17 protein-coding genes and 1 pseudogene are annotated in these 16,499 nt (G+C 72.9%); 4 read left to right on the forward strand and 14 right to left on the reverse strand.

Features of this window, described 5'->3' with window-relative positions; genetic code table 11:
• Positions 1 to 14: 14 nt before the first annotated feature.
• The 9 genes from purB to bioB form a co-directional block, all read right to left on the reverse strand.
• The gene (purB, locus tag DJ476_RS30605) at positions 15 to 1,457 is read right to left on the reverse strand and encodes an adenylosuccinate lyase (protein WP_070202541.1); all 1,443 of its coding nucleotides are present in this window, start codon (positions 1,455 to 1,457) and stop codon (positions 15 to 17) included.
• A gap of 177 nt (positions 1,458 to 1,634) precedes the next feature.
• Positions 1,635 to 2,498 (reverse strand): SGNH/GDSL hydrolase family protein, encoded by an 864-nt coding sequence (locus DJ476_RS30610; protein WP_103417838.1) that lies wholly within the window; start codon positions 2,496 to 2,498, stop codon positions 1,635 to 1,637.
• Between the two features lie 53 nt (positions 2,499 to 2,551).
• A complete protein-coding gene (locus DJ476_RS30615; protein WP_103417839.1) occupies positions 2,552 to 3,571 on the reverse strand; it encodes a hemolysin family protein in 1,020 nt (339 codons plus the stop codon).
• The gene (locus DJ476_RS30620; protein ID WP_070202544.1) at positions 3,568 to 4,905 is read right to left on the reverse strand and encodes a hemolysin family protein; all 1,338 of its coding nucleotides are present in this window, start codon (positions 4,903 to 4,905) and stop codon (positions 3,568 to 3,570) included. The genes DJ476_RS30615 and DJ476_RS30620 overlap by 4 nt, the downstream gene beginning before the upstream one ends.
• A 139-nt stretch (positions 4,906 to 5,044) precedes the next feature.
• Complete coding sequence (locus DJ476_RS30625) at positions 5,045 to 5,473, reverse strand: GNAT family N-acetyltransferase (protein WP_103417840.1); 429 nt, start codon at positions 5,471 to 5,473, stop codon at positions 5,045 to 5,047.
• A 68-nt stretch (positions 5,474 to 5,541) separates the two neighbouring features.
• Complete coding sequence (locus tag DJ476_RS30630; protein ID WP_103417841.1) at positions 5,542 to 6,219, reverse strand: class I SAM-dependent methyltransferase; 678 nt, start codon at positions 6,217 to 6,219, stop codon at positions 5,542 to 5,544.
• 112 nt (positions 6,220 to 6,331) lie between these two features.
• Positions 6,332 to 7,027, reverse strand: a complete 696-nt coding sequence (bioD, locus tag DJ476_RS30635) for a dethiobiotin synthase (protein ID WP_103417842.1) — start codon at positions 7,025 to 7,027, stop codon at positions 6,332 to 6,334.
• A 44-nt stretch (positions 7,028 to 7,071) separates the two neighbouring features.
• Complete coding sequence (locus DJ476_RS30640) at positions 7,072 to 8,415, reverse strand: adenosylmethionine--8-amino-7-oxononanoate transaminase (protein ID WP_112492018.1); 1,344 nt, start codon at positions 8,413 to 8,415, stop codon at positions 7,072 to 7,074.
• Positions 8,408 to 9,697, reverse strand: a complete 1,290-nt coding sequence (bioB, locus tag DJ476_RS30645; protein ID WP_112492019.1) for a biotin synthase BioB — start codon at positions 9,695 to 9,697, stop codon at positions 8,408 to 8,410. The genes DJ476_RS30640 and bioB overlap by 8 nt, the downstream gene beginning before the upstream one ends.
• Before the next feature lie 144 nt (positions 9,698 to 9,841).
• Between bioB and DJ476_RS30650 the strand changes: the two genes are divergently transcribed.
• A complete protein-coding gene (locus DJ476_RS30650; RefSeq protein ID WP_112492020.1) occupies positions 9,842 to 11,014 on the forward strand; it encodes an 8-amino-7-oxononanoate synthase in 1,173 nt (390 codons plus the stop codon).
• 16 nt (positions 11,015 to 11,030) lie between these two features.
• On the opposite strand, the gene DJ476_RS30655 is transcribed toward DJ476_RS30650, so the two are convergent.
• Positions 11,031 to 11,294 (reverse strand): DUF397 domain-containing protein, encoded by a 264-nt coding sequence (locus DJ476_RS30655; RefSeq protein WP_112492021.1) that lies wholly within the window; start codon positions 11,292 to 11,294, stop codon positions 11,031 to 11,033.
• Positions 11,295 to 11,345: 51 nt separating this feature from the next.
• A complete protein-coding gene (locus DJ476_RS30660) occupies positions 11,346 to 12,206 on the reverse strand; it encodes a helix-turn-helix domain-containing protein (protein WP_103417847.1) in 861 nt (286 codons plus the stop codon).
• Between the two features lie 245 nt (positions 12,207 to 12,451).
• On the opposite strand from DJ476_RS30660, the gene DJ476_RS30665 reads away from it, so the two are divergent.
• Positions 12,452 to 12,883, forward strand: a complete 432-nt coding sequence (locus DJ476_RS30665; RefSeq protein WP_026238328.1) for an ATP-binding protein — start codon at positions 12,452 to 12,454, stop codon at positions 12,881 to 12,883.
• Between the two features lie 139 nt (positions 12,884 to 13,022).
• Here DJ476_RS30665 and DJ476_RS30670 read toward each other — a convergent pair whose 3' ends face one another.
• The 3 genes from DJ476_RS30670 to DJ476_RS30685 form a co-directional block, all read right to left on the reverse strand.
• Entirely contained in the window at positions 13,023 to 13,496 is a 474-nt protein-coding gene (locus DJ476_RS30670; RefSeq protein WP_103417848.1) for a C40 family peptidase, read from the reverse strand.
• 545 nt (positions 13,497 to 14,041) lie between these two features.
• Positions 14,042 to 14,347 carry a hypothetical protein gene (locus DJ476_RS30675; RefSeq protein ID WP_053562127.1) on the reverse strand — a complete coding sequence of 102 codons (306 nt, stop codon included), beginning with the start codon at positions 14,345 to 14,347 and terminating at the stop codon, positions 14,042 to 14,044.
• Positions 14,348 to 14,678: 331 nt separating this feature from the next.
• The gene (locus tag DJ476_RS30685) at positions 14,679 to 15,650 is read right to left on the reverse strand and encodes an ABC transporter permease (protein WP_112492023.1); all 972 of its coding nucleotides are present in this window, start codon (positions 15,648 to 15,650) and stop codon (positions 14,679 to 14,681) included.
• A 24-nt stretch (positions 15,651 to 15,674) separates the two neighbouring features.
• Here DJ476_RS30685 and DJ476_RS30690 point away from each other — a divergent pair.
• A pseudogene (locus DJ476_RS30690) lies at positions 15,675 to 16,046 on the forward strand (TetR family transcriptional regulator C-terminal domain-containing protein); the annotation flags it as partial.
• 139 nt (positions 16,047 to 16,185) lie between these two features.
• A complete protein-coding gene (locus DJ476_RS30695; RefSeq protein ID WP_070202554.1) occupies positions 16,186 to 16,488 on the forward strand; it encodes an urease subunit gamma in 303 nt (100 codons plus the stop codon).
• Positions 16,489 to 16,499: the final 11 nt, after the last annotated feature.

The raw sequence follows: 16,499 nt of genomic DNA on the forward strand, positions 1-16,499 counted from the left end.
CGGAGGGCCGCCGGTCAGAGGATCGAGCCGGGGGTGTAGGCCGCGGCCTGCGGGTGCTGCTTGGTGATTTCCTCGATCCGCGAGACCAGCGCCGTCACCTGGTCGCCCGCCGCGCCCGTGAAGGAGAGCTTGTCTGCCATCAGGGCGTCCAACTGCGCACGGTCCAGCGGGATGCGCTCGTCGGCGGCGAGCTTGTCGAGCAGCTCGTTGCGCTCGGCCCCCTGCTCCCGCATCGCCAGCGCGGAGGCGACCGCGTTCTCCTTGATCGCCTCGTGGGCCAGCTCGCGGCCGACCCCGGCCCGTACGGCCCCCATGAGGACCTTGGTGGTGGCCAGGAACGGCAGGTAGCGGTCCAGCTCGCGCGCCACGACGGCGGGGAACGCGCCGAACTCGTCCAGCACCGTCAGGAAGGTCTCCAGCAGCCCGTCGAACGCGAAGAACGCGTCCGGCAGCGCCACCCGGCGGACCACGGAGCAGGACACGTCGCCCTCGTTCCACTGGTCGCCCGCCAGCTCACCGGTCATCGAGGCGTAGCCCCGCAGGATCACCATCAGACCGTTGACCCGCTCGCAGGAGCGCGTGTTCATCTTGTGCGGCATCGCGGACGAGCCGACCTGGCCGGGCTTGAAGCCCTCGGTCACCAGCTCGTGGCCGGCCATCAGTCGGATGGTCTTCGCCACCGAGGAGGGCGCCGCGGCGAGCTGCACCAGGGCGGTCACCACGTCGTAGTCGAGCGAGCGGGGGTAGACCTGGCCGACCGAGGTGAAGGCCTCGGCGAAGCCGAGGTGGGCGGCGATGCGCTGTTCCAGGTCGGCGAGCTTGTCCGCGTCGCCGCCCAGCAGGTCCAGCATGTCCTGGGCCGTGCCGACCGGGCCCTTGATCCCGCGCAGCGGATAGCGCGAGAGCAGGTCCTCCAGCCGCCCGTAGGCCACCAGAAGTTCGTCGGCCGCCGTCGCGAAGCGCTTGCCGAGCGTCGTGGCCTGCGCGGCGACGTTGTGCGAGCGGCCGGCGAGCACCAGCTCGCGGTACTCCGCGGCGAGCTTGCCGAGCCGGGCCAGCACGGCCACGGTGCGGTCGCGCATCAGCTCCAGCGAGAGGCGGATCTGGAGCTGCTCGACGTTCTCCGTCAGGTCCCGGGAGGTCATGCCCTTGTGGACCTGCTCATGACCGGCGAGGGCGTTGAACTCCTCGATCCGGGCCTTCACGTCGTGCCGGGTGATCTTCTCGCGCTCGGCGATCGACGCCAGGTCGACCTGGTCGAGCACCCGCTCGTAATCGGCCAGCGCCTCGTCCGGCACCTCGATCCCGAGGTCCTTCTGAGCGCGCAGCACCGCCAGCCACAGCTGACGCTCCAGCTTCACCTTCTGCTCGGGGGACCAGAGGACGGCCAGCTCCGTGGAGGCGTAGCGGCCGGCCAGGACATTGGGGATGCGAGGCTTCGCAGACACAGCAGTCACGTGCACAGATTCTACTGTCGGTTTCTGCAGGCCAGCGCCGCGGTCCGGTTTGTGGCTTGCTACGAGAGCCCGGCGGCGGGCCGTCCCGGCGGCGAACAGAACCGGCCACGCGGGGCGCGGCCCCGACGACCCCCTTCGTACGCCCCCGGCCCCGAGCATCCGCAACGGTACGTACGGCTACCGCACCCCCGGGTCCCTGCCCTCCCCGGCGGCGGCCCGGCGCCACCCCGTCACCGGGCCCGGGGCCGTGGCGTCCGCGGGGGTGATCCAGAAGGCCGAGGAGGTCGCCGCGTCGAACTGGGCGCCCCAGCGGCCGTCCCCGGAGGACCGGCCGGTGAGCCGGCGGCCGATCCAGGGGCCCAGGTGGCGGCGGGCGAAGCGGATGTCCTCGATCCGCCGGTCCGCCCAGCGCGGCGGCGGGGAGGCGGGGACCGGTGCCCGCCAGTCCAGCTCGGGCGGGAGCCCCAGGGTCTGCCAGACCGCCTCGGCCACCCGCCGGTGCCCCTCGGCCGTCAGGTGCAGCCGGTCGGCGTCCCACATGCGGGGGTCACCGAGCGAGGGCGCGGAGTAGAGGTCGACCACCGAGGCGCCGTGCCGGTCGGCCAGCTCCTCGATCAGGGCGAACAGCGCCTCCACCCGGGGGCGGAACCGGTCGAACACCGGGCCGCTCCGCCCGGGGCTGCGCATCAGCACCAGCTGCTTGCAGGACGGTGCGAGCCGCTCCACCGCCTCCTCCAGCCGCCCCCGGACCATGCCCATGTCGCACTTCGGGCGCAGCGTGTCGTTGAGCCCGCCGACGAGGGTCACCACATCCGCCTGCATCGCCGCCGCCGCGGCCACCTGCTCGTCGACGATCTGGCCGATGAGCTTGCCGCGCACGGCGAGGTTGGCGTACCGGAAGCCGGGGGAGCGGCCCGCGAGCCGGGTGGCCAGGACATCGGCCCAGCCCCGGTACGTACCGTCGGGCAGCAGATCAGACATGCCCTCGGTGAACGAGTCGCCCACCGCGACGAGACTGGTGTATGAGGCATTCAATTCCATGGCCCGCCGATCCTACCGTGGCGGCCCCGGCTCCCGGGGGCCGCTCACGCTGGTCAGCGCGGCTGCGCGCGGCCGACCAGTTCCCGCAGGACGTCCTCCATCGTGACCATGCCGACCAGTCCGTCTCCCTCGTCGAGGACCGCCGCCAGATGGGTCCGGCTGCGCCGCATCGCGGTCAGTACGTCGTCGAGCGGGGTCGCCGCGCGGACCCGGGCGATCGGGCGCAGCGCCGTCACCGGGAAGGGAGCGTCCCGGGGCGTGGCGTCCAGGGCGTCCTTCACATGGAGATAGCCCAGGATGCGGCCCTCGCTGTCCATCACCGGGAAGCGGGAGAACCCCGACTCGTGCGAGAGCCGCTCCAGCTCCTCGGGGGTGGTGCCGACCCGGGTGAACAGCACCCGGTCCACCGGCATGACCACATCCCGTACGGGCCGGCGGCCCAGCTCCAGGGCGTGGTGCAGCCGCTCGGCCGAGCGGTCGTCGACCAGCCCCGCGTCCCCTGCGTCCTCGACCAGCCGCGCAAGCTGGTCGTCCGAGAACGTCGCCGAGACCTCGTCCTTCGTCTCCACCCGCAGCAGTTTCAGCAGCGCGTTGGCGAAGGAGTTGACCGCGAAGATCACCGGACGCAGCGCCCGGGCCAGAGCGACCAGCGGCGGCCCCAGGAGCAGCGCGCTGCGAGCCGGTTCCGCGAGCGCGATGTTCTTCGGCACCATCTCGCCCAGCAGCATGTGCAGATAGGTCGCGACGGTCAGCGCGATCACGAAGGAGATCGGGTGCACCAGCGCGTGTGGCACCCCGACTGCCTCGAAGACCGGCTCCAGCAGATGGGCGATGGCGGGTTCGGCCACGACGCCCAGCACCAGAGTGCTCAGAGTGATGCCGAGCTGGGCTGCCGCCAGCAGAGCCGAGACGTGCTCCAAGCCCCAGATGACGCTCCTGGCCCGCCCGCTTCCGGCTTCGGCCTCGGGCTCGATCTGACTGCGCCGGACAGAGATCAGAGCGAACTCGGCGCCTACGAAGAAGGCGTTCACCAGCACCATCAGCAGGCCGATGAAGAGCTGAAGGGCAGTCACCGTGCCCCCTCCTCTCGCTCGTCGCCACCGGGCAGCGGTGCGTGCAGCAGCGCCCGTGCCGCCCTCCGGCCCGTCGCGTCCACCACCTCGATCCGCCACCCCGCCAGCTCGACCGTGTCGTCCACCGTCGGGATCCGCCCCAGCTCCGCCGCGATCAGCCCGGCCAGCGTCTCGTACGGCCCCTCGGGCACCCGCAGCCCGATCCGGCTCAGCTGGTCGGTACGGGCGGCCCCGTCCGCCGACCACAGGGTGCGGCCGTCCGCGTCCTCACCGGCCGCCGCCAGATCGGGCGTCTCGTGCGGATCGTGCTCGTCGCGGACCTCCCCGACGACCTCCTCCACGATGTCCTCCAGCGTCACGACCCCCGCCGTACCGCCGTACTCGTCGATCACCACCGCCATCGCGAGCTTGCCCGAGAGCTGGTCCAGCAGCCGGTCGACGGTGAGCGTCTCCGGTACGAGCAGGGGTTCGCGCAGCATCTCCGAGACCCTCTTACGGGGGCGCTCGTCGGCCGGGACCGCCAGCACGTCCTTGATGTGGGCGACCCCGACCACGGTGTCCAGGCTGCCGCGGTAGACCGGGAAGCGGGAGAGCCCGGTGGCCCGGGTCGCGTTCGCCACGTCCTCGGCGGTGGCCCGTACGTCGAGGGCCGTCACCTGCACCCGAGGGGTCATCACGTTCTCCGCGGTCAGCTCCGCCAGGTTCAGGGTGCGGACGAAGAGTTCGGCGGTGTCCGCCTCCAGCGCCCCCTCCTTCGCGGAGTGCCGGGCCAGCGCGACCAGCTCCTGCGGGCTGCGCGCGGAGGCCAGCTCCTCGGTCGGCTCCAGTCCGAGACGGCGCACGATCCGGTTGGCCGTGTTGTTGAGATGGCTGATGAAGGGCCGGAACACGGCGGTGAACACCCGCTGCGGGGTGGCGACCGCCCGGGCCACGGTCAGCGGCGAGGAGATCGCCCAGTTCTTCGGCACCAGCTCCCCGACCACCATCAGGACCACCGTGGACAGGGCCGTACCGATGACCAGGGCCAGCGTGGACGCGGCGGCGGGATGGAGCCCCGCAGCCTCCACCGGGCTCCGGATCAGCCGGGCGATCGACGGTTCCGCGAGCATGCCGATCACCAGGTTGGTGACGGTGATGCCGAGCTGCGCGCCCGAGAGCTGGAACGTCAGGCTCCGTACGGCCTTCAAGGCGCTGGACGCACCCCGGTCGCCGCGCTCGACGGCCCGTTCCAGCTCGCCGCGCTCCACCGTGGTCAGCGAGAACTCCGCCGCGACGAAGGCACCGCACGCGACACAGAGCAGCAGGGCGACGAGCAGCAGAAGCACTTCGGTCATCGGTTCACCTCCGTCCCATGATCGGGCAGGGGCGGCGGGAGCGCGCGGCATCGTGGGCCGGGAGTAATCGAGCAAGCGGAATCGGATCTCACCGTGGAGCGTCTGCCCGGCCGGGCCCGCCTCTACCGCCCGGACCGCCTCAGAGGTGCTTCACCCACCGGCTCCACTGCGGCTCGGGCCCGTACCCCGCCGCGCGCCAGGCACGGTGGGCCAGGTCGTTGCGGTCCAGCACCATGGCGTCCGCCCGGCGGCCGCCGAGCGTGGCGAACCGTTCCTCCGCCGCCGCGAGAAGGGCGCCGCCCACGCCCTGGCGGCGCTGCTCCGGATGGACCGCCAGCCGGTAGAGGTGACAGCGCCAGCCGTCGAAGCCCGCGATCACCGTGCCCACCAGCTCCCCGTCCCGCTCCGCCAGGATCAGGGCGTCCGGGTCCCGTTCCACCAGGCGTGCGACCCCGTCGCCGTCGTCGCTGATGCTGGTGCCCTCCGCGGACACCTTCCAGAAGGCGAGCACCCGGTCCAGATCGGCCGCGGTCGCGGACCGTGTCGAGAGATCGTTCATGGCGGCCATCCCACCACCCGCCAGAGCGGCAGGTCGACCGCTTTCCGTGCAGGTGGAACGGAGGGGACGCGGCCCGCTCACTCCGCCGTGAACGGCTTACGGGCCACGCCCAGCACACACGGCGACGAAGGGAACTGCACCCCCTTCTCCGGGATCCGCAGCCTGCGGTACGTCCCCAGCTCGAAGCCCGCCGCCTCGATCGCGGCCAGCGGGTCCCGCGCCGTATGACAGCCGCCGAAGAGGAGCGGCCACACCGTCCGGTCCGCCGTGCGCTGGACGGCTGCCAGGGCCCTGCCCGGCGCCCGCCCGTGTTCGAAGAACCGCAGCTCACCGCCCGGGCGCAGGACCCGCATGATCTCGGCGAGCGCCTTCGGCAACTCCCGTACCGTGCACAGCACCAGCGACGCCACCGCCGCGTCGAACGCCTCGCTCTTCACCGGCAGCGCCTCCGCCGCCCCCGGCACCACGTCCACCGGCACCTCGGCGCGCAGCCCCGCGCGGACGGCGAGCTGCCGCAGCGAACGCTCGGGCTCCAGCGCCACGACCTCCGAGACGGCGCGCGGGTAGTGCGGGAAGTTCAGCCCGTTGCCCGCACCGATCTCGATGACCCGGCCGGAGAGCCCCGCGAGCAGCTCCTCGCGGTACGCGGCGACGCCGCCCCTGAGGTCGGCCGTCACGCTCATCCGGGCGTAGACGCGGGCGAAGACCGGATGGTGGACGGCGTCGCGGGGGAGCTTCCTGCTGCGCAGCTGCATGGCGGACCTCCGGGAGGAGAGGGCGTACGGCTCTCCTCGACGATTCTCCCCCGTACGGAGCGGTACAGGCATGTCTCCGTACGGGTACGGGACCGACGCGCGGCCCCTCACCTCACAGCGACGGCACCCGCCACGCCCCGCCCAGCTCCGGCGCCAGCCATCCGGCCGCCCGTGCCGCGAAATCGGCGGCGGGCAGCGCCCCAGCACCGGCCGGTACGGCCCCGAGCAGCGGGGCGCCCGCCGCCACCGGCAGGTCCTCGATGTTGCAGCGGGACGCCAGGTCGGGCCGGTCCGGCAGGGAGCCCACCACCACGCCCCGGCACTCCAGCCCACGGGTGCGCAGCGCCTCGGCCGTGAGCGCCGTGGCGTTCAGCGTGCCGAGCCCGGCGGGCGCCACCACCAGCACCGGGGCGGCCAGCAGCCGGGCGGCGTCCGCGAGCGTGGCGCCCTCGTCGTCGAAGCGCACGAGCAGCCCGCCCGCCCCCTCCACCAGCACCAGGTCGTGCTCGGTGGCCAGCTTCTGCGCCGCCTCGGCCACCTCGTACGGCCGCACCGGGTCCAGCCCCGCCCGCCGGGCCGCGGTGGCGGGGGCCAACGGCTCGGGGAACCGGGCCAGTTCGACCGGGGTCACATGGGCACCGGCCAGCCGGGCCACCTCCGCCGCGTCGCCCGGCTCCCCGGGCGCGAGCCCGGTCTGCGCGGGCTTCAGCACCGCGACCCGGCGCCCCCGCGCGGCGGCCGCCACGGCGGCGGTCACCACCGTCTTGCCGATCTCCGTGCCCGTACCGGACACCACCAGGACGGTCACGCCGGTCCTCCCGCACACAGCACCACGCGAACAACAGCCATGGGTCAGCCCTCCCGCGCCGCGGCACACACGGCCCGGCAGATCCTTCGTACGTCGTCGTCCCCGGTGACATAGGGCGGCATCGTGTACACGAGATCGCGGAACGGCCGCAGCCACACGCCCTCGCGCACGGCCGCCCGGGTCGCCGCCGCCATGTCCACCTCGTGGTCGAGCTGGACGACCCCGATCGCTCCCAGGACGCGTACGTCCGCGACCCCGGGGAGTTCCGCCGCCTCCGCCAGACCGGAGCGCAGCCCCGCGCCGATCCGCGCCACCTCGCCCGCCCAGTCCTGCCCGAGCAGCAGGTCCACGGAGGCCGAGGCGATGGCGGCGGCCAGCGGGTTGCCCATGAACGTCGGGCCGTGCGCCAGCACCGGCACCTCACCGCGCGAGATGCCCTCGGCCACCCGCGAGGTGCAGAGCGTGGCCGCCATCGTCAGATATCCGCCGGTCAGCGCCTTGCCCACGCACATCACATCCGGTGAGACCCCGGCATGCCCGGCGGCGAACAGCTCGCCCGTCCGCCCGAAACCGGTGGCGATCTCGTCGAACACCAGCAGCACGTCCAGCTCGTCGCACGCCTCGCGCAGGACCCGCAGATAGCCGGGGGAGTGGAACCGCATCCCGCCCGCCCCCTGCACCACCGGCTCCACGATCACGGCGGCCACCTCGTGCGCGTGACGGGCGATCAGCTCCCGCAGCCGGGCGGTGTAGGCCGGGTCCGGCTCCGCGTCGAAGCCGTCCGGGGGCGCGTCGGCGAAGACCTGGCGGGGCAGCGAGCCGGACCACAGCTCGTGCATCCCGCCCTCCGGATCGCACACCGACATCGGCTGCCAGGTGTCCCCGTGGTAGCCGCCGCGCCAGGTCAGCAGGCGGTGCTTCTCCGTTCGGCCCGCCGAACGCCAGTACTGCAGACACATCTTGACCGCGACCTCGACCGATACGGACCCCGAGTCGGCCAGGAAGACGTGCTGGAGCGGCTCCGGCGTGATCTCCACCAGCCGGGCCGCCAGCCGGACGGCGGGCTCATGGGTGAGCCCGCCGAACATCACATGGCTCATCCGGTCCAGCTGGCCGCGCGCGGCCTCGTTGAGGACCGGGTGGTTGTAACCGTGCACCGCCGACCACCAGGACGACATGCCGTCCACCAACTCGCGCTGCCCCTCGACGGGTTCGGCGAGCCGCAGCCGTACCCCGGAGGCCGACTCCACGACCAGCGGCTCCTGCCGGCCCGGCATCGGGCCGTAGGGGTGCCAGACGTGGGCGCGGTCCAGGGCCCGCAGCTCATGGGGGGCGTACGGCTTCGGCTCGGCGGGCCGGGGGAGTGCGGGGGCGTACGGCTCAGGCATTGGGCGCGAGATCCGTCCCCGCCCCGCGCCGGCGCACGGCCACCAGATCCGTACGCGCGGGCCCGCCCGCAGGCGCGGCCGGAGCGCCGACGGTCTCCGTGACAGGAGCACTCTCCTCGCCGCCCGCGACCGCCGCATGACCACCGCACGGACCGCAGCCACCGCCACCACCGTGCGACCCGCAACCGCCGCCCCCGGACGCCTCGTGCGACCCGCAGCCGCCCGCCTGCTCCGGCGCGGTCGCCTGCGAACCGCAACCGCCGCCGGTCAGCGCGTCGGCCCGGTGGCGGGGGAGCGTCGTCGTGCCCGCGCCCTCCACCTCGAACCCGGCGTCCGCGATCATGTCCAGGTCGGCCTGACCGGCCTGCCCCTCACTCGTCAGATAGTCGCCCAGGAAGATCGAGTTCACCAGGTGCAGCGCCAGCGGCTGCATCGAGCGCAGATGCACCTCGCGCCCGCCCGCGAGCCGGACCTCCACGTCCGGGCAGACGAAGCGGACCATCGCGAGGATGCGCAGGCAGCGCTGCGGGGTGAGGTTCCACTCCTTGGCGAGCGGGGTGCCCTCGAACGGGATCAGGAAGTTGACCGGCACCGAGTCCGGGTCCAGGTCGCGCAGCGCGAAGACCACGTCGACCAGGTCCTTGTCGCTCTCGCCCATCCCCGCGATCAGCCCGGAGCACGCGGAGAGCCCGGCGGCCTGGGCCTGCTGCACGGTCTCCACCCGGTCCGCGTAGGTGTGGGTGGTCGTGATGGCCCCGTACGTCTCCTCGGACGTGTTGAGGTTGTGGTTGTACGCGTCGGCGCCCGCCTCGCGCAGCCGGCCGGCCTGGCCCTCGGAGAGCAGACCCAGGCAGGCGCAGACCTCGACGCCCTCGTTCTGTTCCTTGATCGCCTCGATGGTCTTGGAGACCCGGTCGACGTCCCGGTCGGTCGGCCCGCGCCCGCTCGCCACCAGACAGACCCGCTTGGCCCCGCCCGCCACCCCGGCGGCGGCGGCCTTCGACGCCTCGTCCGGCTTCAGCCAGGTGTACTTGAGGATCCCGGCCTTGGAGCCGAGCCGCTGGGAGCAGTACGAGCAGTCCTCGGGGCAGAGCCCCGATTTCAGGTTGACCAGGTAGTTGAGTTTGACGCGCCGCCCGAACCACTGGCGGCGCACCTTGCCCGCGGCGGCCACCACGTCGAGCAGATCGTCGTCGGAGGTCGCCAGCACGGCGAGCGCTTCTTCGCGGGTCGGCAGTTCGCGCCGCAGCCCCTTGTCCACCAGCGTGTTCAGCAGGTCCATGAAAGATGATCCTGGCTTACGCCACCGCCTCCAGCCAAGGAGGAACCGGACAGGAGACGAGGGGGAGGGTGTGTGTATTGCCACACCCTGACCTGCTGCGCACCCCGCTAGGGTCTGTGAGCTGCCTACAAAAGGGACCGCCCTATGTCCTTCGCCCCGCCCTCCGCCCCGTTCGACTGGATCGACGACGAGGCCCGCCGCCGGGCCGAGGCCGGACTCGTCCGGGCCCTCCGTCCCCGGAGCGCGGAAGCCGGCCTCCTCGACCTCGCGAGCAACGACTACCTGGGCCTCACCCGGCACCCGGAGGTCACCGCGGCCGCCGCCGGTGCCGCCCACCGCTGGGGCGCGGGCGCCACCGGATCGCGGCTCGTCACCGGCACCACCACGCTCCACGCCGAACTCGAACGGGAACTGGCCGACTTCTGCGGCTTCGAGGCGGCCCTCGTCCTCTCCTCCGGCTACGCGGCCAATCTGGCGGCCCTCACCGCACTCTCCGGGCGCGGTTCGCTCATCGTCTCCGACGCCGGGAACCACGCCTCCATCGTGGACGGCTGCCGGCTCTCCCGCGCCGAGACCGCCGTCGTCCCGCACGCCGACCCGGAGGCCGTCGCCAAGGCGCTGGCGGCCCACGACGGGCGGGCGCTCGCCGTCACCGACTCGGTCTTCTCGGTCGACGGGGACGCGGCCCCGCTCACCGCCCTGGCCGAGGTCTGCCGCGGAGCGAACGCGGCCCTCGTCGTGGACGACGCCCACGGCCTGGGCGTGCTCGGCGAGGGCGGACGCGGCGCGCTTGCGGCGGCGGGTCTGGCGGGCGGTGCGGGAGTGGTCGCCACCCTCACCCTCTCCAAGTCGCTGGGCAGCCAGGGCGGCGCGGTCCTCGGACCGGCCCGGGTCATCGACCATCTGGTCAACACGGCCCGTACGTTCATCTTCGACACCGGCCTCGCCCCCGCGGCGGCGGGCGGGGCGCTGGGCGCACTCCGGCTGCTGCGCCGGGAACCCGAACGCGCGGCCAGGGCCGGTGAGGTCGCCACCGAGCTGTACGGGCGGCTCACCGCCGCCGGGCTGACCGCGGTCCGCCCGGACGCGGCGGTCGTCTCCGTCCGGGCCCCCTCCGCGGACGCGGCGGTGAAGTGGGCGGCCGACTGCCGTGCGAACGGGGTGGGGGTCGGGTGCTTCCGGCCGCCGTCCGTGCCGGACGGCATCTCCCGGCTGCGGCTGACCGCGCGGGCGGACCTGACCGAGGAGCAGATCACCGCCGCGGTGGCCACGATCGCGGCGACCGCTCCCCGGGAGGCCGTCACTCCGCTCGGCTGAGGGTTCGGCCGAGGGCTCAGCCGGACCGGGGCGGCTCCAGCCCCGCCACGAAGGTGGTCCAGGCCGTCGCGGAGAAGGTGAGCGGCGGCCGTTCCACATCCTTGGAGTCGCGTACGGCGAGGCGCGCGCCGCCGGTGCGCGGGCCGCCGCCGGAGTCCGGGCGGTGGCCGATTCGCGCGGCCTCCACGCAGTTGTTCATCCCGGTGGAGCGGCTGCTGCGGCGCCAGAGCGGTGGCTCGGCGGCGGGACGCGGTACGGGCGGTGCGAGACGGTCGGACATGATGCCCCCCTCGGGCAGTCGGACGTCCTGGCGAGTCGGCGGATCACCGTGCTAGCGGAAGCCGCGGCGGATCGCGGCGACGAGTTCGAGCGACCGGTCCGGCGTCAGTGCGTGCGTCTGGAGGGTGCGGAAGGCCGAGCCGTACGCCTCGAGGTCTTCTTTCCGCTCCAGATAGACGCTACTCGTCAGGTGGTCGAGGACGACCACATCCAGATCCGCGATGTTCGGAAAGGAGAAGATGACGAAAGGGGAGGTGAGCCCGACATACCCGCCGACCGAGAACGGCAGCAACTGGAGCCGTACGTGGGGGAGCTGAGCCACCTGCGTCAGATGGTCCAGCTGATCCCGCATCACCTCGGGCCCACCCACCTCCCGGTGCAGCACCGCCTCGTCCAGTACGGCGGTGAACCTCAGCGGCGGATGCGTGCGCAGCACCTGCTGGCGGGTGAGCCGCACCTCGACCAGGGCGTCGAGATGTTCCGCCGGTAACCCGTCGATCGACGCCCGGGTCACCGCACGGGCGTAACCGGCGGTCTGGAGGAGCCCCGGCACCACCGAGGTCTCCAGGGTCCGCACCGTGGCGGCCTGGGACTCCAGGCTGATGAAGTCACGGTACTGCGGCGGGATCAGCCCCCGGTAGGCGTGCCACCACCCCGCGCCCCCGCCGCCCGCCGACCCCGCGAGGACTTCGAGCAGGGCGCGCAACTGCGTGTCGCACACGGCGTAGACGTCGAGCAGACGCGTCACGTCGCCGGGGCTGACCCCGCTGGCGCCCGTCTCGATGCGGCTCACCTTCGACTGGTGCCAGCCGAGCAGGCGCGCCGCGTCCCGGCTGGTCAGTCCGGCGGCGTGCCGCAGGCTCCGTAACTCCTCGCCGAGCTTCCGCCGTCGGACGACGGGGGCGTGCAGCATCCGGGTCTCCTCGCGCTGTGCGGAACGGAACGGGACCGGTACGCACCGCAAGGTCCGGGCCCGCAGAGGGGCCAGTGTGCCCGCCGCCCCGCCCGTACGTGACCCGAATTCACCGCTTCGAGCGACAGATATATGCATATCTTGGTCGAACGTCGTTACAGGGAGCTTCAACAGTGGCAGTCTGGCGCGAAGCACCATCCTGGCCGGCCGCCGGTCGGCCAGGGCGCGAAAGGGACGGCGTCGCCATGGCAGACCATCAGGAAGCAACCGTCACCCTGCCGAGCGATCCGGTCTCGGTCTCCTCGGCCCGCAGACATGTGGCCAGGACATTGGCCGAATGGGGCCTCTCCGAGGAGTCGGAGCTGGCCGACACCGTCCGGCTGATCATCTCCGAACTGGCCACCAACGCCGTGCAGCACACCTTCGGCCAGTCACCCACCTTCACCGTGGAGCTGCGCCTCGAACGTGACGAGGAACTGCGCCTGGGAGTGACGGACAGTCACCCCCGGTGGCCCCAGCGGCTGCCTGCCGCCGTACGGCAGGACAACGGGCGGGGCATGGTGATCATCCGGTCGCTGGCCCATGAGTACGGCGGGCGGCTCACGGTCGTCCCGACGGCCGAGGGCGGGAAGACGGTCTGGATCTCGCTGCCCTGGGCGGCACCGGTCCAGGGCTGACGAAACGGTTCGGAGGGGCCATACCGGGTCTCCGGGGTTCCGGGTCCCCGGGGCCCTCCCGCGCCGGCGCGGGAGGGCCCATGTGATCCACAGGGGAGAGCGTCCGACCGGGCAGGTCAGCGGACACCCGGCCAGGGGATCAGCGGACGCGTCCGTACGAGACGCTCTTGGACCAGATCTTCGCGAGCCGCACCACGTCCCCGGACTTGGGGCTGTGCCAGATCTTGCCGTTCCCGGCGTAGATGCCCACGTGGTAGACGCTCCGGCCGGAGTGGAAGAAGACGAGGTCGCCCTGCTTCCGCTTCGACTTCGCGACCTTGCTGGTCTTGTTGTACTGCTGCTGTGCCGTGCGGGGGAGCTTCTTCCCGGCCTTCTTGAACGAGTAGACAGTCAGCCCCGAGCAGTCGAAACGGCTGGGACCGGCGGCGCCGTACTTGTAGGGAGCCCCCTTCTTCGACGCGGCGACCTTGAGCGCCTTCGTCGAGTGGGCGGTGGCGGCCTCGGCGTCGTTGACGAGACCTGGTGCCATCATCGTGGTCGTCACGGCAAAGGTGAGGACCGAGGCCGTACCGACCCGGGCGAGCAGAGACGGGACATGAACCTGCGCAGACATGCGCAACCCTTCGTCAGCCGCCTGTGAAGGATGACCTGTCGGGTTCGGGCTGGCGAAGTTGCCCGGCCGCGCGATGCGGCTTCACCCCGAGGGCCTTCCCGGTCTCCCGGTCGGCCCGTACTGCTCGGGTCCTCCACTCCTGCCGATCCACTTCCTGTCGACCAGTCATCCGGGAGGCGGCAGGACTCGGCGTCCACCCGGACCGCCCCGCCGCGGGTGGCGGGGGCTTGTCGTCCCAGGGATCTTGACCTACTCGGTGCCGGATTTCCGAGCCGAAACAGGGATTTGTGAGTCTCCTCACCACTGATCCATTCAGGTGGACAGGGCGGATTCGCCCCCGCCGACGAGCCGGGCGCACGCCCTCGTACCAGCGACGAAAGTGGGCATTTCGAGTACGGGCCGCGCGCCGAGCGCAAGTTGAGCCATCGCTCGTGAGGGTGATCGCCTACGCCGAACGAGCGAGGAAAATTGATCGCGGGACCGGGCGTGTCGCAACCGCCCCGAGCGTCCCGCTCCCGTAATGCGCTCCCGGCGTACGCAGCGGCTCAGTTCGGGGCCGGCGGCATGGCGACCCGCCCCGCCCGCCGCTCGCCGTCCAGCACCCGCAGGGCCCGCGCGAGCGTTGTCGCGTGGATCTGCCGCTCGCCTCGCTCGTGCATCAGGGCCAGCGCGTCGCGCAGGGCCGCCGCCCCGGAGGCCAGGGCCTGGGCGGCCCTGAGGGCGCTGTAGGTGTCGCTGCCGCGTGCCGGGTTGATGCGTCCCACCTGGTCGAGGACGGCCAGATAACAGTCGATGAACTCGCCCTCGGCACGGGTCAGCGCGGGCAGGGGCGGGAACTCCGTTGGCTCCATAGGCGGTTCACCTCGCGTCATGCGGCGGCCGGGAGGGCGTGCGGCTCTCCGCAGCGTGGTCCACCGGCGTCACCGGATGACTACCCGTCCGCGAGCCGGGGCATGTCGCGGGCCTCGGGCTCCGGCGGCTGGGGGCGCGGGCTCCGGACCGGCCGTGACCGTGGCCTTCTCCGCCCTCAGGCCGTCCGCCCCCCCGGCGTGGAGCGACCGCCTTCGCCGTAGCCGTCCGCACGGTCTCCGGCTGCTCACCGGCGGTGCCGATCCCGATGCCGAGCAGGAGCAGCACCCCGGCGGCGGGGGAGTGGGGCCCCGCCCTCACGCCCTCGCGCCCTCAACCCGTCAGCGCCCCCTCCCGCGTGGCCGGGGCCGCGGCCGTCGGGGCGTCCTCGGTGGAGGTCCCGTGTCGCCCCGCGAGCAGGACCGCCGCCAGCCCCAGGGCCGACCAGAGGGCGAGGGTCAGGGCGGGGCCTCCCGCCGCGCTGCCGTCGAGGAAGGCGACCGAGCGCAGCAGGGATCCGCCCGCGCCCGGCGGCAGCCACTGGCAGATCATGCCGACCGGTTCGGGGGGCAGCTGGGGCGCGCTGGTGACGCCGGAGAAGGAGTTGCCCAGCAGGATCATCAGCAGCGCACCCAGGCCGAGACCGTGCGGGCCGAGCAGGGCGGCGAGTCCGGCGACCGCCGAGCCGATCGCCAGGACGGTCAGGGCGAGTACGCCCGCCTCCGTCCACCAGTCACCCGTGATCACGCCGAGCCGGCTGTGCGCCACTGCCGTGGCGGCGAGGCCCACCAGCGCGGCCGAACCCGTCAGCGTCAGCGCCGCCCGTGTCCCGCGCAGCCCGAGCAGGGTGACGGCCGAGCCCGCGCCCATCCCCGCCAGGGCCAGCGGCAGCACGCTCGCGCCGAGTGCGCTGCCGCGCGGGTCCCCGGGAGGTGCGGCCACCACATCGGTGGTCCGGACCTGGGCGCCCTCCGGGGCCGCCGCCGTCACCGCGTCCCGCAGAAGCTGGGCGACGACGGGGCTCGCGGCCGACGCCGTGAGCACGTGCGGGCCCTCCGATCCGGCGACCACGGCTCCGTATACGGTCCGGTCCTCGATCGCCTCCCGGGCCGCCGCCTCGTCGTCGAACCGGTGCGCCTCGAAGGCGCCCGTCCGCTGCTCGAACCCCCGCTCCAGCTGCTCGGCCGCCGGACCGGCACGGGCCACGCCCACCGGCAGGTCACGGGGGGCGCTCCGGGCGGCGGGCCAGGCGAAGGCCCAGAGGGCGAGCGTCACCACCACGGGTATCAGCAGGACGACCGCCACCGCGCGGCGGTTCGGGGGAGTGGGCCCACCCCGGACGTGCTGCTGAGCCGGATGCTCACCCGCGTGCTCGGTGAGCAGTTGTACGGGCTGGAGCGCCGCACCTTCGCCGCCCTGGCCGTCCAGCTCTGGTCCGAGACCCTGCGCGACGCGCGGCTCGCCGCACGGCTCGACGAGGGGTACGCCACCATGCGGAGCGTCTGGGTGGAGTTGGTCGGGGCCTACCGGAGCGCCGGGATCCTCTCCGGGGACGTGGTGGCCGACCATGTGGCGCGGACGATGATCGCGACCGCCCAGGGCTTCATCGTGCAGGAGGCGCTCTTCGGCGATGTGCGCCCGGACGTTCCGGAGAACGGCCTGCGCGGGCTGATGTCCATGGGTCCGCAAAAGGCCAGTTAACGCAACGGAAAAACTTCCGCCCTAACGTGCAATGCCTGGTCGCGGGAGCCGGGTTCGCCGTTCAACGAACTGTTGAACGGGGATAGGGTCCCGCTGCGCCCGGAGGCCGGTGCCGGGCGGGAGACGATGAGGTGGAAGCGTGCAACTGACCCCGCACGAGCAGGAACGCCTGCTCATCCATGTGGCCGCCGACGTGGCCGAGAAGCGCCGGGCGCGCGGGCTGAGGCTCAACCACCCCGAGGCCGTCGCCCTCATCACCGCCCACCTCCTGGAGGGCGCCCGCGACGGCCGTACGGTCTCCGAACTCATGGCGTCCGGCCGCACGGTGCTCACCCGGGGCGAGGTCATGGACGGCATCCCCGAGATGCTCCACGACGTCCAGGTCGAGGCCACCTTCCCGGACGGCACCAAGCTCGTCACCGTCCACGACCCGATCGTCTGACGGGGCGGCGC

Source organism: Streptomyces bacillaris (assembly GCF_003268675.1).
Classification (GTDB): Bacteria; Actinomycetota; Actinomycetes; order Streptomycetales; family Streptomycetaceae; genus Streptomyces; species Streptomyces bacillaris.

What these genes read in the sequence shown, in the direction of transcription:
- DJ476_RS30675 (WP_053562127.1), bottom strand. Translation starts at nt 14,347, where the DNA reads ATGGAGCCAACGGAGTTCCCGCCCCTGCCCGCGCTGACCCGTGCCGAG.
- DJ476_RS30610 (WP_103417838.1), bottom strand. Translation starts at nt 2,498, where the DNA reads ATGGAATTGAATGCCTCATACACCAGTCTCGTCGCGGTGGGCGACTCG.
- DJ476_RS30620 (WP_070202544.1), bottom strand. Translation starts at nt 4,905, where the DNA reads ATGACCGAAGTGCTTCTGCTGCTCGTCGCCCTGCTGCTCTGTGTCGCG.
- DJ476_RS30625 (WP_103417840.1), bottom strand. Translation starts at nt 5,473, where the DNA reads ATGGCCGCCATGAACGATCTCTCGACACGGTCCGCGACCGCGGCCGAT.
- DJ476_RS30650 (WP_112492020.1), top strand. Translation starts at nt 9,842, where the DNA reads ATGTCCTTCGCCCCGCCCTCCGCCCCGTTCGACTGGATCGACGACGAG.
- DJ476_RS30665 (WP_026238328.1), top strand. Translation starts at nt 12,452, where the DNA reads ATGGCAGACCATCAGGAAGCAACCGTCACCCTGCCGAGCGATCCGGTC.
- bioB (WP_112492019.1), bottom strand. Translation starts at nt 9,697, where the DNA reads ATGGACCTGCTGAACACGCTGGTGGACAAGGGGCTGCGGCGCGAACTG.
- DJ476_RS30640 (WP_112492018.1), bottom strand. Translation starts at nt 8,415, where the DNA reads ATGCCTGAGCCGTACGCCCCCGCACTCCCCCGGCCCGCCGAGCCGAAG.
- DJ476_RS30670 (WP_103417848.1), bottom strand. Translation starts at nt 13,496, where the DNA reads ATGTCTGCGCAGGTTCATGTCCCGTCTCTGCTCGCCCGGGTCGGTACG.
- DJ476_RS30660 (WP_103417847.1), bottom strand. Translation starts at nt 12,206, where the DNA reads ATGCTGCACGCCCCCGTCGTCCGACGGCGGAAGCTCGGCGAGGAGTTA.
- DJ476_RS30630 (WP_103417841.1), bottom strand. Translation starts at nt 6,219, where the DNA reads ATGCAGCTGCGCAGCAGGAAGCTCCCCCGCGACGCCGTCCACCATCCG.
- DJ476_RS30655 (WP_112492021.1), bottom strand. Translation starts at nt 11,294, where the DNA reads ATGTCCGACCGTCTCGCACCGCCCGTACCGCGTCCCGCCGCCGAGCCA.